This window comes from Candidatus Micrarchaeia archaeon, from assembly GCA_041653315.1.
Lineage (GTDB): Archaea > Micrarchaeota > Micrarchaeia > Anstonellales > JAHKLY01 > JAHKLY01.
The window spans coordinates 57,717-80,641 of record JBAZFO010000001.1; the positions used below are offsets into that span (position 1 = coordinate 57,717).

The 22,925-nt window shown below is 27.3% G+C and carries 21 protein-coding genes and 1 tRNA gene; 8 read left to right on the top strand and 14 right to left on the bottom strand.

The window, feature by feature from the left end; all coding sequences use genetic code 11:
• The first annotated feature begins 25 nt into the window (after nucleotides 1-25).
• Nucleotides 26-1,021, top strand: coding sequence for an AmmeMemoRadiSam system radical SAM enzyme (gene amrS / locus WC356_00310; protein ID MFA5381581.1), 996 nt, complete (start codon nucleotides 26-28; stop codon nucleotides 1,019-1,021).
• Here the strand turns inward: amrS and WC356_00315 are convergent.
• From WC356_00315 to WC356_00365, 11 genes are all read right to left on the bottom strand, one after another.
• On the bottom strand, nucleotides 1,011-1,562 hold the full coding sequence (locus tag WC356_00315) for a hypothetical protein (protein ID MFA5381582.1): 552 nt from the start codon (nucleotides 1,560-1,562) through the stop codon (nucleotides 1,011-1,013). The two genes, amrS and WC356_00315, sit on opposite strands and share 11 nt — an antisense overlap.
• Nucleotides 1,555-2,025 (bottom strand): phosphatase PAP2 family protein, encoded by a 471-nt coding sequence (locus tag WC356_00320; protein MFA5381583.1) that lies wholly within the window; start codon nucleotides 2,023-2,025, stop codon nucleotides 1,555-1,557. The genes WC356_00315 and WC356_00320 overlap by 8 nt, the downstream gene beginning before the upstream one ends.
• Nucleotides 2,025-2,705, bottom strand: a complete 681-nt coding sequence (gene tpiA, locus WC356_00325; protein ID MFA5381584.1) for a triose-phosphate isomerase — start codon at nucleotides 2,703-2,705, stop codon at nucleotides 2,025-2,027. The genes WC356_00320 and tpiA overlap by 1 nt, the downstream gene beginning before the upstream one ends.
• Nucleotides 2,698-3,429, bottom strand: coding sequence for a 2-C-methyl-D-erythritol 4-phosphate cytidylyltransferase (locus WC356_00330; GenBank protein MFA5381585.1), 732 nt, complete (start codon nucleotides 3,427-3,429; stop codon nucleotides 2,698-2,700). Before WC356_00330 ends, tpiA begins: the two co-directional genes overlap by 8 nt.
• On the bottom strand, nucleotides 3,422-3,580 hold the full coding sequence (locus WC356_00335) for a hypothetical protein (protein MFA5381586.1): 159 nt from the start codon (nucleotides 3,578-3,580) through the stop codon (nucleotides 3,422-3,424). Before WC356_00335 ends, WC356_00330 begins: the two co-directional genes overlap by 8 nt.
• The gene (gene ispG, locus WC356_00340; GenBank protein MFA5381587.1) at nucleotides 3,573-4,673 is read right to left on the bottom strand and encodes a flavodoxin-dependent (E)-4-hydroxy-3-methylbut-2-enyl-diphosphate synthase; all 1,101 of its coding nucleotides are present in this window, start codon (nucleotides 4,671-4,673) and stop codon (nucleotides 3,573-3,575) included. Before ispG ends, WC356_00335 begins: the two co-directional genes overlap by 8 nt.
• Nucleotides 4,674-4,681: 8 nt before the next feature.
• Complete coding sequence (gene dxr / locus WC356_00345) at nucleotides 4,682-5,869, bottom strand: 1-deoxy-D-xylulose-5-phosphate reductoisomerase (GenBank protein MFA5381588.1); 1,188 nt, start codon at nucleotides 5,867-5,869, stop codon at nucleotides 4,682-4,684.
• 13 nt (nucleotides 5,870-5,882) lie between these two features.
• Entirely contained in the window at nucleotides 5,883-6,719 is an 837-nt protein-coding gene (gene ispH, locus WC356_00350; protein ID MFA5381589.1) for a 4-hydroxy-3-methylbut-2-enyl diphosphate reductase, read from the bottom strand.
• A gap of 13 nt (nucleotides 6,720-6,732) precedes the next feature.
• Entirely contained in the window at nucleotides 6,733-7,680 is a 948-nt protein-coding gene (locus WC356_00355; GenBank protein MFA5381590.1) for a hypothetical protein, read from the bottom strand.
• Between the two features lie 76 nt (nucleotides 7,681-7,756).
• Nucleotides 7,757-9,649, bottom strand: a complete 1,893-nt coding sequence (gene dxs / locus WC356_00360; protein MFA5381591.1) for a 1-deoxy-D-xylulose-5-phosphate synthase — start codon at nucleotides 9,647-9,649, stop codon at nucleotides 7,757-7,759.
• A 13-nt stretch (nucleotides 9,650-9,662) separates the two neighbouring features.
• Entirely contained in the window at nucleotides 9,663-10,349 is a 687-nt protein-coding gene (locus tag WC356_00365) for a helix-turn-helix domain-containing protein (protein MFA5381592.1), read from the bottom strand.
• Between the two features lie 52 nt (nucleotides 10,350-10,401).
• On the opposite strand from WC356_00365, the gene WC356_00370 reads away from it, so the two are divergent.
• Nucleotides 10,402-10,860, top strand: a complete 459-nt coding sequence (locus tag WC356_00370) for a Mov34/MPN/PAD-1 family protein (GenBank protein ID MFA5381593.1) — start codon at nucleotides 10,402-10,404, stop codon at nucleotides 10,858-10,860.
• 20 nt (nucleotides 10,861-10,880) lie between these two features.
• Here the strand turns inward: WC356_00370 and dph5 are convergent, their stop codons facing one another.
• Both dph5 and WC356_00380 read right to left on the bottom strand, forming a co-directional pair.
• Complete coding sequence (gene dph5, locus WC356_00375) at nucleotides 10,881-11,648, bottom strand: diphthine synthase (protein MFA5381594.1); 768 nt, start codon at nucleotides 11,646-11,648, stop codon at nucleotides 10,881-10,883.
• A gap of 8 nt (nucleotides 11,649-11,656) precedes the next feature.
• Nucleotides 11,657-12,547, bottom strand: a complete 891-nt coding sequence (locus WC356_00380; GenBank protein ID MFA5381595.1) for a DUF63 family protein — start codon at nucleotides 12,545-12,547, stop codon at nucleotides 11,657-11,659.
• 301 nt (nucleotides 12,548-12,848) lie between these two features.
• Between WC356_00380 and WC356_00385 the strand changes: the two genes are divergently transcribed.
• Nucleotides 12,849-12,921, top strand: a tRNA-Val gene (locus tag WC356_00385).
• Nucleotides 12,922-12,973: 52 nt separating this feature from the next.
• On the top strand, nucleotides 12,974-14,338 hold the full coding sequence (locus tag WC356_00390) for an FAD-dependent thymidylate synthase (GenBank protein MFA5381596.1): 1,365 nt from the start codon (nucleotides 12,974-12,976) through the stop codon (nucleotides 14,336-14,338).
• Between the two features lie 54 nt (nucleotides 14,339-14,392).
• Here WC356_00390 and WC356_00395 read toward each other — a convergent pair whose 3' ends face one another.
• Nucleotides 14,393-14,692: a hypothetical protein gene (locus tag WC356_00395; GenBank protein MFA5381597.1), complete on the bottom strand. Its 300-nt coding sequence runs from the start codon at nucleotides 14,690-14,692 to the stop codon at nucleotides 14,393-14,395.
• Nucleotides 14,693-14,743: 51 nt separating this feature from the next.
• Here WC356_00395 and WC356_00400 point away from each other — a divergent pair, with 51 nt between their 5' ends.
• The 4 genes from WC356_00400 to gatE all read left to right on the top strand — a co-directional run bounded on the left by WC356_00400 (nucleotide 14,744) and on the right by gatE (nucleotide 22,923).
• Complete coding sequence (locus WC356_00400; GenBank protein MFA5381598.1) at nucleotides 14,744-15,046, top strand: DUF424 family protein; 303 nt, start codon at nucleotides 14,744-14,746, stop codon at nucleotides 15,044-15,046.
• A 71-nt stretch (nucleotides 15,047-15,117) separates the two neighbouring features.
• A complete protein-coding gene (locus tag WC356_00405) occupies nucleotides 15,118-19,617 on the top strand; it encodes a hypothetical protein (protein ID MFA5381599.1) in 4,500 nt (1,499 codons plus the stop codon).
• A gap of 193 nt (nucleotides 19,618-19,810) precedes the next feature.
• On the top strand, nucleotides 19,811-21,124 hold the full coding sequence (gene gatD, locus WC356_00410) for a Glu-tRNA(Gln) amidotransferase subunit GatD (GenBank protein ID MFA5381600.1): 1,314 nt from the start codon (nucleotides 19,811-19,813) through the stop codon (nucleotides 21,122-21,124).
• Complete coding sequence (gatE, locus tag WC356_00415; protein ID MFA5381601.1) at nucleotides 21,121-22,923, top strand: Glu-tRNA(Gln) amidotransferase subunit GatE; 1,803 nt, start codon at nucleotides 21,121-21,123, stop codon at nucleotides 22,921-22,923. The genes gatD and gatE overlap by 4 nt, the downstream gene beginning before the upstream one ends.
• Nucleotides 22,924-22,925: the final 2 nt, after the last annotated feature.

Here is a 22,925-nt window from a genome sequence, read left to right on the forward strand (position 1 = left end):
AAACAAGTAGTTTTAAATTTTAAAAATGGAAGAAGCGCAGTTTTACAAAAGAGAAAAAAATTCTTCTATTTCCTGCCTGTTATGCAGGAGGAAATGCACGATTTCAGAAGGAAAAACAGGCTTTTGCAGAGTTAGGCAAAATATAATAGGAAAATTGTATTCTTTGAACTATGGAAAAATAATTGCATCTCATACTGACCCCATTGAAAAGAAGCCATTATATCATTTTTATCCAGGATCACATGTATTTTCGATTTCAACTTTAGGGTGCAATTTTTCGTGCGACCATTGCCAAAATCCAGATATAAGCCAGAATTGGCGTGCAATTTCAGGTGTGGAAAAAGAACCAGAAGAAATAAGTCAAATAGCTTTACGAAACAAGGCTCAAGGAATTGCATATACATATACAGAACCTACAATTTTCTTTGAATATGCGTATGACTGCGCTAAAATCGCAAAAAAGCAAAAATTATTCAATATTTTTGTAACAAATGGATATATGTCAGATGAATGCATAAAGAAAATGAAAGGGGTTATTAACGCAAGCAATGTTGATCTTAAGGCATTTAATGAAAAGTTTTATAATAATATTTGTGGGGGAATTGAATTAGGTGGGGTGCTTAAATCAATCAAAGCTCTCCATAAAATACAGCATATTGAGCTTACTACGTTACTTATCCCAGGATTAAATGATTCAAAAGATGAAATTATTGCTTTAAGCAAATGGGTGAAAAAATTAGATAAAAACATCCCATTACATTTCAACGCTTATTTCCCCGCAAATAGGATGACTATACATCTTACCTCTGAAGAAACTGTTATAAAAGCAAGGGAGATTGCACTTGAAGAGGGATTGAATTATGTTTATACTGGAAATATAAAATATAGTGAAGGAAGTAATACTTTTTGTCCCAAGTGCAAAAATGCAGTAGTAAAGCGCTTTGGCAACTATACTGAAAACTATTTGAAAAATGAGAAATGTCAAGAATGTGGAAATAAAATTAATATAATTACAAAATGAAAAAAACCAAGCAGCAAACAAATGGAATGATAAAATTATCATCTATCCCTAAATCTAAACTTTCAGCAAAAGCTGAAACAATAATTGCGACAAAACAAACAATAGAAGGCAAAAAGAAAAGGGCAGGCAATGAAGAAACTGCAAAAGCAAGAGTTCCTTCAAATGTTTTCTTTTTATTATAAAATAATTTCATTTTTCCTCTTGATCCAATTATGGTTGCAAAGCCATCCCCTAAAGCTAAAATAAAAAAAACTGCACAGATTAAATTCACATTTTGGGAAATTGAAAGAATAAATATACACCCAACAACATACCAAAGAGAGCCATAGCCAGGAAGAACATTTTTGCGCTCAAATTTGTCAAAAAACCAGCTTGCGACAGGAACCCTAATTCCCGAAATAAAAAGATGAATTAAAACAAGACCTAAAATAAGGCCTGCAGATAAAATATAAAGCGTATTTATTCTCCCAGATAAAATCAAAAGAGCAAGAAAAACAAAACCAATTAATATATGTATTGCCTGCCTTTCATCTTCATTCATTTTTATCTTCCTCTTTTAAAAAGCGCTTAAATATAAGATCGCTTAATGCGCATGAAACAAATGCAAATGGGATTGCCCCCAAAATATCTAGAGGAGTATGAACCCCCAAATAAAGGCGTGAATACATTATGAATAAAGCAAATAATAGAAATATAAAAAACGAAGGCTCCCCTAAAAGAATTATTGCGAATATCAAAACCATTGTTGAATGCCCGCTTGGAAAAGCATAAGAATCTGGACAAGCTATTTTTGATTGTTCAATAATGCAAATTCGGTCTTCTGTAATTATTTCTTTTGCAGCAATTACAAAAAGCACCCCAATAAATGTGGCTAAAATTACTTTTTTTAATTTTGTTTTCTGCTTTTTGAATAAAACTGAAGTTATAAAGAGCAATAAAAACAAGAAACCGATTAAAACAATATCATTATCAAAAAATATTGAAACTGTTGTTAATAAATCCATTAAATCACGTCTAAAACTTCTTTAACCCATTTATTTGGATCTGTGCTTTTAACAAACCTGCTTGCTACTAACACTCCTTGTACTCCTAATTCTTTTGCTTTTTTAACGTCTTCAGCATCTGCAATACCCGCACCACATAACACAGGAACTTCTTTTATCTTTTCTAAAGTATTTGTAACTATCTCTGGATTAACTTTTGTTAATGAAATGCCAGTTCCTATTAATTCTGGAAGTTCAATTGATAAATAATCAGGCTTAAATTCAGCTATTTGTTCAGCTTTTTCAATAGTATCTGCACAAACAATACTTAATAAAGTTGCATCTTTACATCCTTGTATTAAATGTTTTATTTTTTCTAAAGGAATTTGATTCTCAAAATGATTAATTAAAATTCCTTTTACACCAGCATCTTTTAAAGCATCAATTGTGTTGCTTCCTGTATGTGCTCCTGCTTCAAAATTACTTGCACCTTGAGCTAATATATTCTCATCTATTTTAGAAAACTCTCTTAAATCAACAAATTGAGGACATGCAAAAACAATTACATTTTTTTTATCAGCTAATTCTTTATTATCAGCAATTGCTTTCATCAATATTTTTCCTTTTTCACCTAAACTTTCTTTATATGTTTTAAAATTTAACAAGATTATAAATTTATTATTTAATTCTTCTTTATTCAATTAATTCACCTCTTTTTTTAAGAATTGTTTCTGCTATTTGAATATCAAACGGAGTTGTTATTTTTATATTGCTTGGGTCTCCTAAAACATGTGTTATTACATATTCTTTTCCATATAACTCAACTAAACTTATATCATCAGTTATGTTTGTTGGATTTTCAAAAAATTTATTAAAAAGATCTAAAATAATTTCTGTTTTAAAAACTTGAGGAGTTTGAACTGCTAATAATGTATTTCTATCTGGAGTAAAATATTTGTTTTCACCCACAATGGCACGTATTGTATCAACTGGTTTTATAGCTGGAAAAACAGCATCTGCGTCATTATTTAAAATACACATTAAACAATCCATTATTATTTTTTCTGTTACTAAACATCTTACTCCATCATGTATTCCTACAACAGCATATTTAACTTCTCTCAAACCATTATAAACTGAATTATATCTTTCTTTTCCATCTATTGCAAAATCTAAATTAAAATTTATATCCCAAGATAAAATTTGTTCTTTTCTTTCTTCATTTGTTACGACTATTATTTGATCAACTAAGGGTAAATTTGCAAAAACCTCAATTGTTCTTTGAACTATAGGTTTTTTATTAAGTTCAAATAATTGTTTATCTTCTCCAAAACGTGTTCCTTTTCCTCCTGCAGGTATAATAATACTTACACCTTTTTTAAGATGTTTTTTCTCTTGTTTTGGTAAAGTTTGTGTTTCAGTCATTCTCATTATCTCCTTTTTCTTTTGCTTTTATATTTAAAAATGAAAATACTTTTTTTAATTTAGCACTTAATCTTTCTTCTGGATGAAGGTTATAATATAATTCGCGCATATCATTTGGAAATGTGCAACTCGTTCTTTTTATATTATTCATCCTTTTTTATGTTTTTAACTTCTCCATTTTGCACCATATATCCTATTAACTCAAATAATTTATCTATTAATTCTGCTTCTGGATATGTTCCGATTTGAACTCCTTTTTTAAATATAACTCCTCTTCCTTTTCCGCCTGCTATTCCAATATCTGCTTCTTTTCCTTCTCCTATTCCATTTACAATACAACCCATTACTGCTACATGCATAATATAATCAGAATATTCGCGCATTAATCTTTCTTCTACTTGCTCAGCCATTGAGTTTAAATCTATTTCAGTTCTTCCACAAGTTGGACAAGAAGTTAGATTAGGACCAAAAATCTTTAAGCCAAGACCTTGGAATATTATTTTTGCAGTTCTTAATTCTCTAACTGGATCACCTGTCAAAGAAACTCTTACTGTATCCCCTATACCATCTAAAAGTAAAGGACTTAATGCTGCTGCTGAAAGAACACTACCTGAAAAAACTGTTCCTGCTTCTGTTAATCCTAAATGTAATGGATAATCTGTTCTTTTGGATAATAATCTATTTGCTTCAATCATTCTTGGTATATCACTCCATTTAATTGATAAAACAAAATTATGAAAATCTAATTCTTCCATCATTTTAACATATTGCATTGCGCTTTCAACACTTGCTTGTGCTGTTCTCCCATATTTTTCTTCAATATCCTTATCTAATGATCCGCCATTTACTCCTATTCTTATTGCAACATTTGCTTTTTTTGCTGCCTCAATAACAGCTTTTACTTTTTCTTTATCTCCTATATTCCCAGGATTAATCCTTACTTTATCAAAACCTGCTTCTATTGCTGCAAGCGCTTTTGTATAATCATAATGAATATCAGCAACTAGAGGCTTATTTGGAAATGCAGCTCTTATTTCTGGTAATGCTTTTACTGCTTCCTCATCATTTACTGTAATTCTTACTGCTTCACCCCCAGCACCAAAAAGTGCTTGCGTTTGTTTTATAGTTGCTTCTGCATCTGCAGTTGATGTATTAGTCATACTTTGAATTAAAATTGGATTATCTCCACCTATTTTTACTTTTCCATTTAAATCTACAACACGCGTTAATTTTCTTTGAATCATTTAATCACCTAATTACTTAATTTTTTAATTATTCTTTTTGCTTCTACTCTTGCTTCTCTATCAGCAACAAAAATATCAGATATCTCTGGTTTCTCAATTATTGAATTTGAAAGAATATCCATAACTTTTCTAATTATTTTTGGTATTTTACCAAAATTTATTTGTTTATCTAAAAATGCGTAAACTGCAATTTCATTTGTTGCATTCATAATCGCAGGCATTGTTCCTCCAATTTTTCCAGCTTCAATTGCTAAAGAAAGACATGGAAATTTATCAAAAGGCATTGGTTCAAAAGTCCATGTTTGTAATTTAGTAAAATCTAATTCTGGTTCTAAACTAGGATATCTTTTAGGATAAGTTAAAGAATATTGAATAGGTAAAGTCATATCTGGTAATCCTAATTGTGCTTTAATAGACCCATCTGTAAATCTAACCATTGAATGAATTATACTTTGTCTATGAATTACTGGAATTATATTTTTTCCATATAATTGATGTGCTTCTATTATTTCTAATCCTTTATTCATCATTGAAGCAGAATCAACTGTAATTTTAGAACCCATAGCCCAATTAGGATGAGCTAATACTTCTTCAACAGTTGCATTTTCCATTTTTCGTTTTGGCCAATCCCTTAAAGATCCGCCAGATGCAGTAATTATAATTTCTTTTATTTCTTTCCAATTCTCCCCAATAATACATTGTAAAATAGCTGAATGTTCGCTGTCTATTGGTAATAATCTTAATTCTCCATTATCTCTTCTTGCTAAAGGCATTACAATATCTCCAGCTGCAACTAAAACTTCTTTTGTTGCAATACATACTTGTTTATCGTTTTGTAATCCTTCTAATGTTGCTTGAATTCCTACTGCCCCAACAACAGAAACAACAAGAGTATCTATCTGATTATCTTTTGATAATTCAATTAAACCTTCATTTCCTGTTAAAATTTCTCCTTCAAATGAAACTTCTTTTTTAAACTCTTTAACATCATCTTTTTCAAAAATACAAATTTTATTTGGATGAAATTTATCAATTTGTGGTTTTAAATTTTTAAAATCTCTTTTATCTTTTACTGCTAAACTTTCAATTTCAAAATTATGTCCTTGCGTATTTAAATTTGCAATTGCACCTAATGTTTGTGTTCCTATTGAACCTGTTGAACCTAAAATTGATATTTTTTTATGTATTATATCCATATTTTCACCTTTTTTAAAATGTTTTTAATTTTTCAATTACTTCATCAATTATATACTGTGGTGCTGATGCTCCTGCTGTTACTCCAACTAAATTTATTCCTGTAAAATCTATTTGACTTAATTCTTCTGCTGTTTCGATATGATGACTTAAAATAAGTTCTGAACAAAGCTCATATAGCCTATTTGTATTTGCGCTTTCTCTCCCACCAATAATAATCATCATATCTACTTTTTTCGCTAAATCCATTGCTGCATTTTGTCTTTCTTCAGTGGCTAAACATCTGGTGTTTTCTAATTTAACATTTTCTTTTCCAAATTTATTTTCTAAAGCAGAAACAACTTCATCCACATTTTTTTGAGATTGAGTTGTTTGAACTACAACGCCAATTTTTCCTTTGATATCTAATTCATTTACTTCTTTCACTTTTTCAATTATTATTGGATTTTTAATATATGACGCAGCTGCTTTTACTTCTGCATGTTTTCTTTCACCAATTATGATTACCTGATATCCTTGATTTTCTAATTCGAGAGCTTTTTTATGAACTAATTTTACAAAAGGGCATACACCATCAATTAATTCAATGTCTTTATTATTTAATTCCTTAATTATAGATTTTTCTAATCCATGTGCTCTTGAAATTATAATAGATCCATCTTCTACTTCATCAACTGAATTCACTATTTTTGCTCCTTGTCCTTTCATTCTTGCATTAAATTGGTCATTATGAATTAAAGGACCAAAAGTAAATACGGGATTTGTTTTTCTATTTAATTGCTCTTCTAAAAGTTTTGCTGCTCTTGTAACTCCAAAGCAAAACCCGCTTTTTTCTGCTACTGATATTTTCATTTAATCACCTAATTTATTGATTTAAAACTGATGTTTTAATATATTTTAAAGGTATTTTTTTATTTTTAAATTTTATATTTTCTGGTAAATCACCCATACAAAATTCCATTGGATCAATTATACCAAAAACTGTTGGTCCTGCACCTGCCATTCCAATATAATCAAAAGGATTATTAGACTCTCTTAATGCATTCATGATTTCTAAAACTTCATTTCTCCATGGAATATCAGTTAATAAGAAACAGTTACATAATAAATCTATATTAAAAATTCCTGCTTCAAGCATTAATTCAAAATTAGAAAAACCTTCATTAATAGAGTCATGCGGAAGTATATATGCATTTTTATCATAAGCTTCAAATGCAGATTTAGTTTTTGATAAAGGTATATCAATTGTAGGTAAAACTAATACTATTTGATAACCTTGTAGTGCATTAGATTTTATTTCTTTAATAATCTCTCCTGTACCTCCCATATGTGCATAAGGATAATTATATACACAAAATGGAACATCACTGCCTAAACTATGCCCTAATTTTGCTAAATCATTTAATGTATACTTTAAATTATAAAATCTGTTTAATCCCCTTAATATCGCAGCCATATCTGCTGCACTTCCACCTAATCCACCAGATAAAGGTAAGTTATATTCAATTTCCATTCTGATAGGTAAATTTTTTCCTATTTGCTTTTGTAAAAATACTACAGTTTTCCAGCAATTTCCTTCTGGTCCTGTTAATTTACTCATATTAGCTAAAATCCATGGATCTTGTGTATTTATTACGACTTCGATTTTATCTGTTTTAGGTTCAGTAAATACAAATTTATTATGTAATTTTAAAGTTACTGCTGGTGAAGATACTTTATGTAATTTTCTTCCATCTGCTAATTTTTCAACATTTGGATCAAAATTTAAACCTAAATTTAATTTTGCAGGTGCTTGTTCTTCTATTATTTGCATATACTCATCCTCCCACTAATTGATGTTATAAATTATGCTTTAACAACTTATAAACCTTTTGAATAACCTAATTAGTTTATAATTTTTGTTTTACTCTTTCTGCAATTTTTTCAGGGGATAAACCTGTTATGTCCATTAATTCAGGTATTGTTCCCCATTCAATAAATTCATCAGGTATACCAATTCTTGTTATTGTTTTTCCTTTTTCTAATATTATATTATCCTCTAATAATTCTAAAACTGCAGAACCAAAACCACCAGGTAAGTTATTTTCTTCAACTGTAAATACCTTATTGCATTCTTCTATTGCACTCAAAATTAAATCTTTATCTAAGGGTTTAATAAAACGAGCATTGATTACTTTTATTTTCTTTCCTTCTTTTTCTAGTATCTCAGCTGCTTTTAATGAATTATCAACCATTCTTCCAACTGCAATTAAAACTGCATCTGGATTTTTAGTATCTTTTACGATTTCGCCTTTTCCAATTTCTATTGTTTTCATTGATTCTAATTCAACACCAACTCCAGAACCTCTTGGGTATCTTAAAGCAATTGGTCCCTTATATTCTACAGCTGTTTTTAACATATTTCTTAATTCATTTTCATCTTTAGGAGCCATCAAAACTAAATTTGGTATTAATCTCAAAAAAGATAAATCAAAAGTTCCATGATGTGTTGGACCGTCATCTCCTACTAATCCCCCCCTATCCATTGCAAAAACTACATGTAAATTTTGCATACAAACATCATGTATAACTTGATCATATGCTCTTTGTAAAAATGTTGAATATATAGCTACAACAGGGATAATTCCTTCACAAGCCATACCTGCTGCCATTGTAACTGCATTTTGCTCTGCAATACCAACATCAAAAAATCTATGTGGATATGCTTTTTGTAATAAATCCAAACTTGTTCCTGGAGCCATTGCTGCTGTTATTCCAATTATTTTATTATTTTCTGTACATAATTCAACCAATGCTTCTCCAAATACTTTTTGATATGTTGGAGGGGCCGAATTATTTTTTATAAATTCTCCAGTTTCAATATTAAATGGAGACGCCCCATGATATTTTGTTGGATTTACTTCTGCTGGTTTGTAATCTTTTCCTTTTATTGTTTTAACATGAACAATTACGGGCCCTTTAACTTTTTTTGCTTCTTCTAATGCTTTTTCAATTTCTTTAATATTGTGTCCATCAACAGGTCCAAAATATGCAAATCCTAATGTTTCAAAAAATATTTCATCACTTAAAATTGTCAATGCTTTTGATCTAAGATTTCTTGTAATTTCAAGCATTTTTTCATCTTTAATATTATCTAATAAATAATGAATATCCTTTCTAACTTCATTAAAAACTGGAGAATATACTATTTTATTTGTTAATCTATTTGTATATGCTCCAAAAGCACCCACATTAGGAGAAATAGAAATTCCATTTTCATTTAATACAATTATTGCAGGAGTTTTTGTATAACCTAACATATTCATGGCTTCAAATGACATACCCGCAGTTATTGCTCCATCCCCAATTATTCCAATTACATTAAAATCTTCGCCATTTAAATCTCTAGCTAACGCCATACCTAAAGCTGCAGAAATTGAAGTTGAAGAATGTCCAACATTAAAAGCATCATATTTACTTTCATCTCTATTAGGATAACCGCAAATACCATTTTTTTGTCTTAAAGTATGAAAATTATCCCATCTCCCAGTTAATAATTTATGAGAATATGCTTGGTGACCAACATCCCAAATTATCTTGTCTTTTGGTGAATTAAAAACTCTATGTAATGCAATTGTTAATTCTACTGAACCTAAATTAGAAGCTAAATGTCCTCCTGTATTCGAAACAGTTTCTATTATTTTAGTTCTTAATTCTTTTGCCAATAAATTTAAGGTCTCATAACTACAAGATTTCAATCCATTTGGACATTCATAAATTAAATTTTTAATATTATTTTCCATATTAACCACCTATTTAGATTTTATCTAATTCTTCTTTAATTTTTGCTAAACTTATTTCAGTAATTACAATTGGTATTTGTTCTTTTTCTGCTATTTTAATTGCTATCGGATCTACATCTTTTAATTTTTGAAAAACAACAATACTTGGTTTTAATGAAGCTACTCGTATCGCCACCATTGGGCTTCTTCCTGTTGAAACATCTGAAAAAATAAATGCTCTTTCTCCCATTGCACCATATAATCTTGTAAATTGACTAGAAGGTAAATCCATTATTACTTTCAAACTTTTTATCATTGTATACCCATAAATTTTCTTTGATTCAATTAATTCTTCGTTTGCTACAACTTTTCCTTTTATCATTTTTACAAAATCCAATGCACTTATACTTGTTGCAAATTCATGAATTGAAAAATATTCCCCTTCTTTTTCCATTGACTGAGTTAATAAACCAATAACCTTTCCTCCTTTAGAGGTATCAATATCAATAATTGCATCAACAAATCTTTTGATTACAGTAGTTCCTGGAGAAGCTCTTCTATTACTTTCATAATCACTTATCGTAGAAGGCACTATAGATAAATGTGAGGCCAACTCTGCCTGAGTGATCTTAAAAATCTCTCTCCATTTTTTCATTGTTTTTCCAGGACTACGTGATAATACTATCTCTCCTGCTATTTCATTTTTTAATTTATCTTCCATAAAATATTCACTTTATAATTTAACAATAAAACCCTTTAAAAAAGTATCGAACTTGGGTTCAACAAATGACGTAGTTAACGAGAATAAAAAAATTGATAAAATAATCACAATACTATATAAATTTAATAATTCTCTCTTTAAATATTATATGATACTCTTATCAAAAACTATGGTTGATTTTCTCAAAGGAGCTGCTAAGCATACATACCCAAATGAATTTATTGGATTATTAAGAGAAAAAAATGGAGTGATATCAGAAATTCTAATTATACCAAATTCACAAGTTGGAAAAGGATTTGCTTTTTTACGTGATATAATGATCCCAATAGTCTCAGATTCTATTGGCTCAGTACATTCTCATCCTTCTAGAAACAACAAACCTTCAAAACAAGATCTTATTTTTTTTCAAAGAAAAGGAAAAATTCACATAATCATTTGCACACCATATGAAGATAGGGACATTGCTGTTTATGATAAAAATGGAACTCAATTAGATTTTAAAATTATGTAAAATTCATTTGAAGTTTACAGTTATTGGACTTTTTGTCCAATATTATTTAACCATTCTTCTTCTAAAAAGTGTAATTTTCCAGGTATAATAATTATAAATGGAGATTTAATTTCTACACTTTTATTTTTTATCTCATTTAATTTTCCAAATAATATTTTTTTATCTTCGTAACCTATTCTAGATAAGATTAATAATTCAAAATCATCATCAATTAATCCTTGCTTTATTTTTTCTTCCATTTGCATAAAAATATTACAAGCTGTTTTTATATCCATTGCATTTTGTCCATGAAGATCAATAAAAACAAGAGTATGCAGTCCTTTTTGTTTATTATCAAAAATAATATCATAAGTACTTGTTGGTTTATAATTTTCTTCCCAAAAAGTTAAAGTAGCTGATTTTCCAAATTTATATGTTTGCAATCCAGATTCACCTATTGCAGCCGAATAAATCGAACTTGAATGTATTATTTCATATTTTATATTTGCTTTAATACAACTTAAAATTAATGAAATATGTGTTGTTGCTATTAATGGGTCTCCCCCAACTATTAAAGAAATATTTTCTTTTAAAGCATAATCCAAAATTATTTTTTCATTTTCTAATTCTGCTCTTTCTAATTTAATTATTTTTTTGTTTATGATTTTCTTTAAATTTTCTATTGTTTCCTCTGAAATTATGTGTGTATAATGATCTAAAAATATTTTGTCTGATTTCTCTAATATCTCTAAACCACGCAAAGACAAATCTTTTTCATCACATAAACCTAATCCAATCAAATATAACATAAAAACACCTACGCACCTATCAGTACTCTTAATGTATTCCTTACTCCTGGGGCTAATCCCATAACTAATAATATTAATATAAGATAATATTTCTCTTTCAATTCAATTTTTTCTTTTGATAAAATATATGATGCAATAAAAATAATTAATACTTTGATTAAAAAAAAGAAAAAGAAAGAATCTGAACCTAAAATATTTGGTACAACATGCTGTTCACTATAACATCTACCAAATTTAGTGCATACAAATTCTAATTTATTAAATACATCAATAGAAATGAATGTTGCTGCCCCATCTAATGCATGTGCTCCAACCATTAAAAGCATAATTTTATCTAATTTTAATTTATTAAAAATTAAATAAAAAACAAATAGTGTTGCAATTACTAAACTTAAAATTAATACTGGATAAATAGGGTATCTGATCAAAGGCAATAAAATAATAAAAAATGGTAAAAATAGAATTATCCCAATATATTTAAGAAAATCCATTCTTTTAAAAATATGACAAATTACTAAAAAGATAAAAAAGATACTTGCAATTACTAAATAAATACCGGGAGTAACTGTTAAATATCCATAATTTAAGAATTGAGAATCTAAAATAAATTTGTAAATATCAGTAAAAATATTATTATTTACTAAAACATATTGCTGCATAACCCCCGTATCAATTGAATCTGTAATTACCCGCAATGTTGAACCAAAAAAAACAAAGGGTATTAATGAAAAAATCAAGCTTTTATCAATTTTTATTTTATATTTATTAAACGCATGGTATATTAACCAAATAAAAAAAAGAGCTATTAAAGCAAATGTTAAGGTATTAATTAAATTATATCCTTTGTGCAACCAAATATAATCAATAAAATATTCTTTTATAACTTCTTGTATATCCATTTAATCACTTACTTAATGTTTAAAAAAATTAATAAAATAGCCCTATCCGGATTTGAATTCTCCCAACAAGATATCAAAAGTTTCTTTTCTTTTGGTAACGTAGCTTTTCTTTCTTTTTAAAGAAAGAAAAGGTCGTCCGGAGTCTACAGGTCCAGAGCCTGTCATCCTTGACCATTATCCTGCCATACCTAGTTCTTTTCTTTTCCTAGGGTTTCTTTTCTTTAAAGAAAAGAAAGGCTACTAGACGATAGGGCTTTTATTAGAAATATTTTAATATGTGTGCCTTTAAAAAGATATACACGGGCCCATGGTCTAGCGGTTATGACGTCCGCCTTACACGCGGGAGATCGTCGGTTCAATCCCGGCTGGGCCCATTTTACTTATTCTATTAAAAATATTTTCTATTAATAATATTTTGGGGATTAAATGAAAAAAATAATGCAAGAAGATGGAGAAATAATTATACCTGTTTCTAGAACAAAAAATAGAGTTTCATATATCGGAAAAGTAGATTCAGTTGAAAACCAAATGAAAGCAATAGCGAAAATTATGAATTGCCATTCTTCTAAAGGAGCACAAGAAGAGTATATAAAATTAGTAAAATTAAGAAAAGAAAAAGGAGATGAAATAGTTAAAAACAAAATGTGGAAAATAATAGATAATTCTCTAGGTAAAGGACATAATGCAGTAGGAGACCAAATAATCTTTGAATTAGATCTTAAAAATATACCACGGCTTTCTACACTAAGTTTAGCAGCTTACTCAATTGGACATTCACTTATGCAGGTTTCCACAAGATTTGTTCAACATACCCAAGTAGAAATCCCCATTTCAATATTAAAAAATAAAAATGCCAAAATGATATTTTATGAAAGAGTATTAGAGGCCATGGAACAATATAAATATTTATGTACTAAAGACTATTCACTAGAGGATATAATTTTTATTACCCCTTTATATTTACTTACAAACACTAGTCTAACTTCAAGCGCAAGAGGGTTATGGCAACTTTTTACTGAATGGAATTTAGATAGTGCCCCAAACTCAAATAAAAAAATAGCAAACGAAATAAAAAATCTTGTTATTAAAGAGTATGCTCTATTTTTTAGAGAACAAGAAATGAATTATCACCCAACACAATTTTATCCCTCTTCAACTGGATTTTTATTGGAAAAAAATCTTGATTTTGAAGAATTCGTTTTTGAAAAAAAAGATAAAGTTATTATAAGAAAAAATTTATTATCAAAAAATCATTATTTTGAAGATAAAAATACTGAAGCAAGCAAATTTGATGAAATAAGTTTTGGAATTAAAATAGATATTAGTACTATGCATGAATTAATAAGACATAAAACAATAAAACAAAGATATGAACCTTTTGCCCAAGCAGCAGATAGAATAAATAAAATAAATGATATTGAAAATCATTTTTATATCCCCCCAACTTTTAATGAAAATGATAAAAAAATAATTTTATCAATCTATATTTTACTTTTAGAAGGTTATTTTAAATTATTAGAAGCAGGTATCCCTAAAAAAGACGCAATAGGAATTTTACCACACGGTATGATTGTAAAAGCAGAAATCATATTAGATGCCTGGAATTTAATGCATCTTTCGGGAGAAAGATTATGTGCAACAGCAAAACCTAGTTTTAGAGAAATTATGATTGAAATGAAAGAGAAAACAAAAAAAATAAATCCGAAAATTGCAAAATTAATGGCACCAAAGTGTGAACACTTAGGCTATTGTCCAGAAGGTAAGAAAAATTTTCCTTGTATTAAATATTAAAAATAATTTTATAAAGAATATTTTAAGGAAAAGGTAATTGAAGAGTAAATTTATTTATTCCCGTTTTAATCTTTTTAATGAACTTCTCATATTGCCTAAGCATTCTTCATTAGATATAAAATACGTATTAGATACCATCTGTGGTTTTGCCAATGGAATTTTTGGTGCTCTTGAAGCTATATGTCTTACTACTTCGTCTTCAATTCTTAAAAATTCTTTTTGCATTTTTACAACTTCGGCACTTTCTAAACTTAGACTTCGTTTTATTATGGGTTTATTCAATTTTTTGCTGACTTTTACTCTTCTTTTTGTAGACTTATTTTCTACTTTTGCTTTTGCCCTTTTTCTTGGCATAATATATCCTATGAAGAATAAGTATTTAAGCTTAATTGAAAAAATGTTTTTATGTATTTAAATATAATAAAAACACCTAAAGGTAGTATAACAGCTATTTGCGATAAAGAATTAATCAATAAAACCTTAAAAGAAGGAGAAATAATTTTAAATATTAAAAAATATTCTAATTTTTATAAAGGAAAATTAGTTGGAGATAAAGAAATTACAAAGGCAATTAAAGAAGCAGAGCATTTAAATTTAGTTGGTAAAAAATGTATTGAAATCGCAAAAAAAATAAATAAAATAAATGATAAACAAATTTTATATATTGAAGGTATTCCACACGTTCAGATTTATAAACTCTATTTTTAAAACAAACTTTTTTAAACAGAACTAAATAAAACACACCTTTTAATAAAAAATAACTAATAGAGGGCAATCTTATGTTTAAACATAAAACAGTTAGAAAAATAGCTAAATATATAACTTTTACAAGTGTATTAAATTTCAGTACTCCATTAGTTTCAACACTTTATGCTTCACAAATAGAACAAAAAGATGAAGGAAAACCCTTAAAAACACAGAATGTTACAAATAATTTAGGTAATGCTATGACACCAGAATTAAAAAATATACCTCAGGAATTAAATACATTAACTTCGATTTATTTTTTAAAAGATTTAAAAGAAATAATAATTGAAGAATATAAGGAATTAATAAAAACAAAATCAGAAAATGAATCTTTAAAAATACTTATTTATGCAATAATCGAATCTATAAAAAGTAATAATCAAGGAAGTAAAACATATTACGTTACAAAAGACGAATTAAAACATGCACTTGTAGGAACTTATAGTTCTAAAAATGATTTACAAATTTCATTTAATAACTTTGAAAATGAAAAAGAACAAATTTTTAAAAAAGAGGATATAAAAGAAGCAGAAAAAAGAATAAATATATTAAAAACTTTTTGTGAAGATAATGATTTAATCGCCCAACCAAATACAAATTTAAATAAAATACCTGAAAAAGAAATAGAAAAATCAGAAAAAAAGATAAATGTTATCGAAACAAAAGCAGAGGAAGCTATTGAAATAATGAGAAAAATAGTAAATACTCCAGTAGAAGATATTCAAACATTACAAACCCATCTTTCAGAATTTGATGGATTGACAGACGACTATAGAGAAAATGGATATACAGGAGAAAAAGGGAATAGACTTTCAGATTATAAAACCGCCATAGAAAATAAAATTAAAGAACTAATAAAAAATGATCTAGAATTAAGACCTTTAATAAATTTAATTGAAAAAAATGGTTTACAGATATTAGACGAAAGTACAAGAACTACTTTTCTTTCTAATTATAAAAAAACAATACAAGAAACAAATGAAATTGTTAATGATTTCACAAACATATTTTTGAATGAAAATGAAGTAGCAACCATTACTGCAACAAAAACAATTGAAAATTTACCAGAATATTTAAAAACTAATTTGCGGTCAATTATTGATAATACTGAATATACAAATTATGGGACTACAGAACAAACATTTATTTCTAATCTATTTGAAATTTTTGAAAAAACAAAAGAAAAAATAGATGTGGATGATACCCTAACTTTTTCAGACGCTTTAGATCTTGTTTTAAATGAAGATACTTATAGTCCGCATAGTTCTAATTGGTTTGATTTAATTTTCTATGGAATTTATACTGAATATTTAAATGGAACTGTAGAAAACAGAGAAAATGCATTAAATATGCTTAACGACTCAATAAATCAATTAAGAAATTATGGAACTTATTATGCAAATATTGAAAATCCAGAAAAAACAATTGAAGAGATAATTGCAAAAATAGATGAATTAGAAAAAATAGACAAAAATTACCTTGATTATATTTTATCTAAATATTATGGCCAAAATGGAGAATTATTAGAAAGTGTATTGGATATAAAATTAAAAGGAGAAAACACCTTAGATAAATTCAAAAATGCATTATTAATAATAGAAAATGATAAAGAAAAAGAGTATTATAATAAATGGATTAATCTTGTATCTACAAATCCAGATCTTGCTATAACTGCTATAAGTCAAAGACAATTTATTTTTGATGAAACTGAAACTTCTATTTTATCAAGAAGAGAATTTGATGCATTCAGTATGATCGCTTTGAGTAAAGCATATGAAGAAAGTGAAGTTTTACAAAATTTAAAAGAGGAAGAATATCTAAGTTTAATCGCATATTCAATAAGATTTCCCCCTTATTATTCAATACTATTATTTGAAAATCATAAATTAATTGATTCTATATTTTCACAAATAAGCAATCACTCAGAGCAAATAAATATATTAAATATAATTGACCAGCATATTCAAGATATTTATATATTTAGTAGTAATGATAAAAGAATTGAAAATATCAAAAAATACCTTTCAGCAGATATAAAAAAAATAAGTGGAACTCTAGCAACTAATCTTGAAGGAATGTATTTAGAAACTGGAAATGAAATAAATATCAAAAATCAAAGAGAAACAATAAATACTGAATATGTTGGGGATGTATATAATCAATTTAATCAATTTTCAATGTTTAGTGTAGGATTAGATATTTCTCAAGATGCAATATTTAACAATAGACAAGGTATATTATATCAAAAAGGAAATGTTAGAACATATATATCAAATCCAAGTTTCTTAGAATCTAGACTACAATTTAGAAATAGTTCAGATAGAATAATTTCTGGTCTTTATGCTAAATATTATGAAATAATGTCTACAAAAGAAAAAATGAGTTTTGACAGAGTAGTTGTAGAAGGTAAGTTAGACGAAAGATATGGAACCTGGAATGACTATGAAACTGGTGGAAATGTTTATCTTTCTGGACCAAAAGGGGAAACATTAAGAAGTTCAATTGATAAAAATAAAAGAACCACAAATTGGGATAATATAGGAGCAACAGAAACAATAGAAGAAACAGATTTTTCATTAAACGCAAATAATGCACATATGGGTGCTTTAGATTTTACTAAATTTTTGTTTGATTTAAATGAGGATTTATTATCAAAAGGAGAAGATGGAATTTTAGAAATATCTCAATATGATATTAGAAGTAATTTAGATTTAATAGCAAATGTGGGGCAAGGTAATTTTTCAATTCAAGGAATATTAGATAATTCAATAGATACTGAAAATAATACTGATTCAAGACTAAGATATCTAAATACTTACATAAGATACGGAGCTGAAAAAACAAATTGGATAAAAATAAAAGTAGATGTAGAAAAATTAGAAAAATATATGGAAACTAATGAATTTAAAGAAAAATATCATATTTATCAGGAATCAATGAATTATTTTAGTAATATAGGAATTCATTTAGGAACTGAAAGTATAGGAACAAAAGAAATTCAAGAATCAACAAATACAGAATTTGCATTAGGATTTTTTATAAGTGGTGAAATCCCAATAACAGAAAATACAAAAAGTGCAGGATTAGTAATTTCAACAAAAGAAGGAGAATATAATATCTCTAGTTCAATAGAAAGAAAGGACGTTCATGTGTTTAGTGTTGGAGCATCAAAAATATCAGATGAAGAATTTGAATCTTATTCAAGCCTTGTTTTAAATTCTGATAATAAATTAACATTCAAAAAAGATATTGAACCAGATATAACTGAAATATCTTCTGAATATTTACTTAAAGATAAACTACGTGCATTATCTTACTTCCAAACTAGAGAAAATCAAGGAGTATCTGGTGGTGGAGCTGGTGTTTCAACTAAATTTTTAAATTCTGGAATACTCTATGAATATTATGAAGAAATGAATAATTTAAATTGGAAAGTATCTGGAAGTTTAAAATTAAATATTAAAAATACTAAATATATATCAAAAACTTTTGCTTTAGAAGAAGAAGGAAAAAGAGAGTACGGAACAATCCATTCATTTTCAAATGAAAAATTAGAATTTAGAATATTTGGAAAAATATCTGAGGAAATATCAAAAAACACAAATCTTTTAAGAACAAATAAAGCAGAAGCGTTTTTAAATTATTTAGAAACTTTAGAAATTAAATATTCAAATTACGTTCAAAATTTAAAAACATTAAAACAAAATAATAGTGATAATTATATTCCAACAAAAATGCAATATGAACAAGAATTAGCAAATGATTTCAAAAGTTTAGTAAGTGCTTTACGTTCATTTGATATTGATGTCTATGGAAACGCACCCCAACAATTAGGCATTCAATTCATAGATAAAAAAAATCAAACAAACATTATGATAACTTTTAAATCCACAGATTACGAAGATCCTGAAAATGAAACGATAAATAAAAGACTATTTCTAAGTGGGATAACTGGAGTAAATACAAAAGCAGGGGATTTTTCATTAATGCTTGGAACATTTGTAGATAATAAAAATGTAAATAATATGAATCCTGAAGAAATATCTAATTTAGTAGGTTTAAAATACCAAAGACCAAAATTAACTTTATCTTTATATGGAACCAATATAAACAAACAAGAAGCAGAAAGGGGATATGGGGCAGGTTTAAGTTTAAATTTATCAAAAGATTCTAATAAAAAATTAAATTTAGATTATTTAAGAATAGAACCAAACTTATGGCATATAGAAACAGCAATAGGTGATGATAGAAATTCAGTTTTATTTGATTATGGAAAAATTAGAGATTTAGAATATCTCGGTATGGGGGGAAAACTAACAATAACAGAAAGAATTGCATTAGAAGGTTTAATTAATTGGTCAAGAAATAGTGATGGAAAGAATTTTAGAACATTTGAAGCAGATGTAACAGGTTGGTATACTTTTGGAAAAAATTCAAGGGTAGGTTTAAGTTTAAATGAATTAGAAATAAAAGGAAAAGATATGGAAGAAACTGTATTTGAAGGAAGAATTAGATTCGAAACCTCTTTTTAAATCATCTCAAAAAATCACATCAATAAATACGTGATTTTTTAATCTTAGCAAAATTCACTAATTTTGCTTCTCAAAAAATCACATCAATAAATACGTGATTTTTTAATCTTAGCAAAATTCACTAATTTTGCTTCTCAAAAAATCACATCAATAAATACGTGATTTTTTAATCCTTTTCCTCCTAATTAAAACTATGTATTCTAAAGACATACAAAAAATATTAGATAAACAAAAAATTGAAATTGGAGATTCAATTGAAATCATACAACCTTCTAATAAATTTGAAGGTCTACTAATGCCTAGACCTGAATTAGGAAATCAAGAATGTATTGTATTAAAATTAAATAATGGGTATAATATTGGAATAAAAATAAATGAAAAAGACCATATAAAATTATTAAAAAAATCAGAAAAACAAAAAGAAATAAAGGATAAAAAAGAAGAAAAAGGAGAGATAACTCTATTGGGTTGTGGAGGAACTATTTCTTCAAAAGTTGAATATAAAACAGGTGCAGTTTATCCTGCTATTTCTCAAAAAGAATTAATAAATAATTTTCCAGAAATTAAAGAGATTACAAGTATTAATACTAGAAATGTTTTTTCTTTACTATCCGGCGATCTAAATCAAAAACATTGGGAGATAATAGGAAAAGAAATTGAAAAAGAGTTAAAAGAAAAAACAGAAGGAATAGTTATTTCACATGGAACAGATACTATGCATTATACAAGTGCTGCATTATCATTTATGTTTCAAAATTTACCAATACCTATAATTTTAACCGGAGCACAAAGAAGTTCTGATAGGGGCTCAAGTGACGCAAAATTAAATTTATTATCTTCACTAATGGCTGCAAAATCAGATTTTTCAGGAATAGGAGTATGTATGCATTCTAATTTAAATGATAATTTATGTTATGTCCATAATGGAACAAGAGTTAGAAAAATGCACACTTCTAGGAGAGATGCGTTTAAATCAATAAATCAACTTCCATTAATAAGAATTGATTATTATGAACATAAATTAGATGCAATAAATGAATACCCAAAAAAGGATAAAAATAGAAAACCCAAAATAGATTTAAAACTAAATGAAAATGTAGGATTGATATACATACACCCAGGTATAAAACCTAAATTTATTGAAAAACTATCTGATTATGATGGTCTTGTTTTAATGGGGACTGGATTAGGACATACATCAACAAATGCATTTAATGATAAAAATTCAAAACCAATAATAAAAGAAATTCAAAATTTAATAAAATCAAATATTCCAATTGTAATGAGCCCGCAAACAATATATGGTAGATTAAATCTTAATACATATACATACGGCAGACAACTTAAAGAAGCTGGGGTTATTGGAGATTTATGTGACTGGACACCAGAAACTGCATTTGTAAAATTATGTTGGGTTTTAGGACATGAAAAGAAATTAAATAAAATCAAAGAAGAAATGGAAACAAGTATGGCAGGAGAAATATCTACTAGGAGTGTTGTTCTATGACAAACGAGAAAAACAAACCAAAATTAAAATGTGGAATTGAAATTCATCAAAGATTAAATACACATAAACTATTCTGCAATTGCCCTTCAATAGAAGGAAAAGAAATTAATAAAAAATATAAAAGAAAATTACATATAGTTAAAAGTGAAATTTCTGAAATAGATAAAACTGCACAATTTGAAAAAGAAAAAAATAAATTTAATGTATATGAATTTTATCCAAACTCATGTTGTGAATTAGAAATAGATGAATGCCCTCCTTTAAAATTAAATAAAGAAGCATTAGATATTGTACTAGAAGTTGCGTTAGCCTTAAATTCAAACATATTAGATGAAATACATTTTATGAGAAAACAAGTTATAGATGGATCAAATACTTCTGGATTTCAAAGAACAGCCATTATATCTTTAGGTGGTTTTGTTGAAACTTCAAAAGGTAAAGTAAATATAGAAACAATTTGTTTAGAAGAAGAAAGTGCAGGAATAGTTGAAAAAAAAGATGATGAATCTGTATTTAGATTGGATAGATTAGGAATTCCTTTAATTGAAATTGCAACTGCTCCAGATATAATTGATGAAGAACATGCAAAAGAAGTTGCAGAAAAAATAGGTATGATTCTTAGAATAACTGGAAAAGTTCAACGAGGATTAGGTACTATAAGACAAGATATCAATATCTCCATCCCAGAAGGGAATAGAGTTGAAATAAAAGGAGCCCAAGAATTAAATTTGATTCCAAAATTAATTATCAATGAAGTTGAAAGACAAAAAAATTTAGCAACATTACTTAAAGAGATAAATAAAAAAATAGATGTTAAAAAATTGGATTCACCAATCGCAGACGTTACTGAAATATTTGAAGAAACAGAATCAAATATGTTAAAAACTGCTATTAAAAAAGGAGAAAGAATACTTGCTATAAAATTAGAGAAACATAAGGATATTTTAGGAACAGAATTGCTTTCAGGAATAAGATATGGTACTGAATTATCTCAATACGCAAAAATGGCAGGTGTAAAAGGAATAATTCACTCAGATGAAAAATTAGAAAAGTATAAAATAAATGATGAAGAAATTTTTCAAATAAAAATAACCTTAGATATAAAAAAAGAAGATGCTTTTGTATTAGTCGCAGGACCTGAAAAGATTGCAACGATTGCATTAGAAAAGGTTTTAGAAAGAGCAAAAATGGACCAAGTACCATTAGAAACAAGAAGAGCAGAACAAGATAAAACTTATTTTATGCGCCCAATTGCAGGAAAAGCAAGAATGTATCCAGAAACAGATATTCCTCCTCAAATAATTAAAGAAGAAAGACTAAAAATAATTAAAGAGAAAAAGGGAAAAGGATTGGAGGATACAGAAAAAACATTAGAAAAATTATTAAATAAAGATTTAGCTAAAAAAATGATAAAATCAAAAAACTTAAAATTATTTATGAACTTAGTTGAACAAGGATTTGATCCTAAATTAATTGCAAATACATTAGAACAAACTATAACTGAACTCAAAAGACAAAACTTTAATACTGAAAATATTACAGATAAAGAAATAACACAATTATTTCAAGAATATAAAAATAATCAATTTGCTAAAAGTGCAATTGGAGAAATATTAAAATATATGTGTGAAATAAAAGATATAAAAACAATAATAAAAAAATATAAATTAGAAAAAATAACTGGAAAAGATCTAGAAAAAATAGTTAAAAAAGAAAAAGAAATTGGAGAAATAATGAAAAAATATAGATTAAATGTAGAACCTGAAGAGGTTCAGATAATTTTGAATAAAAAGGTGTAAAA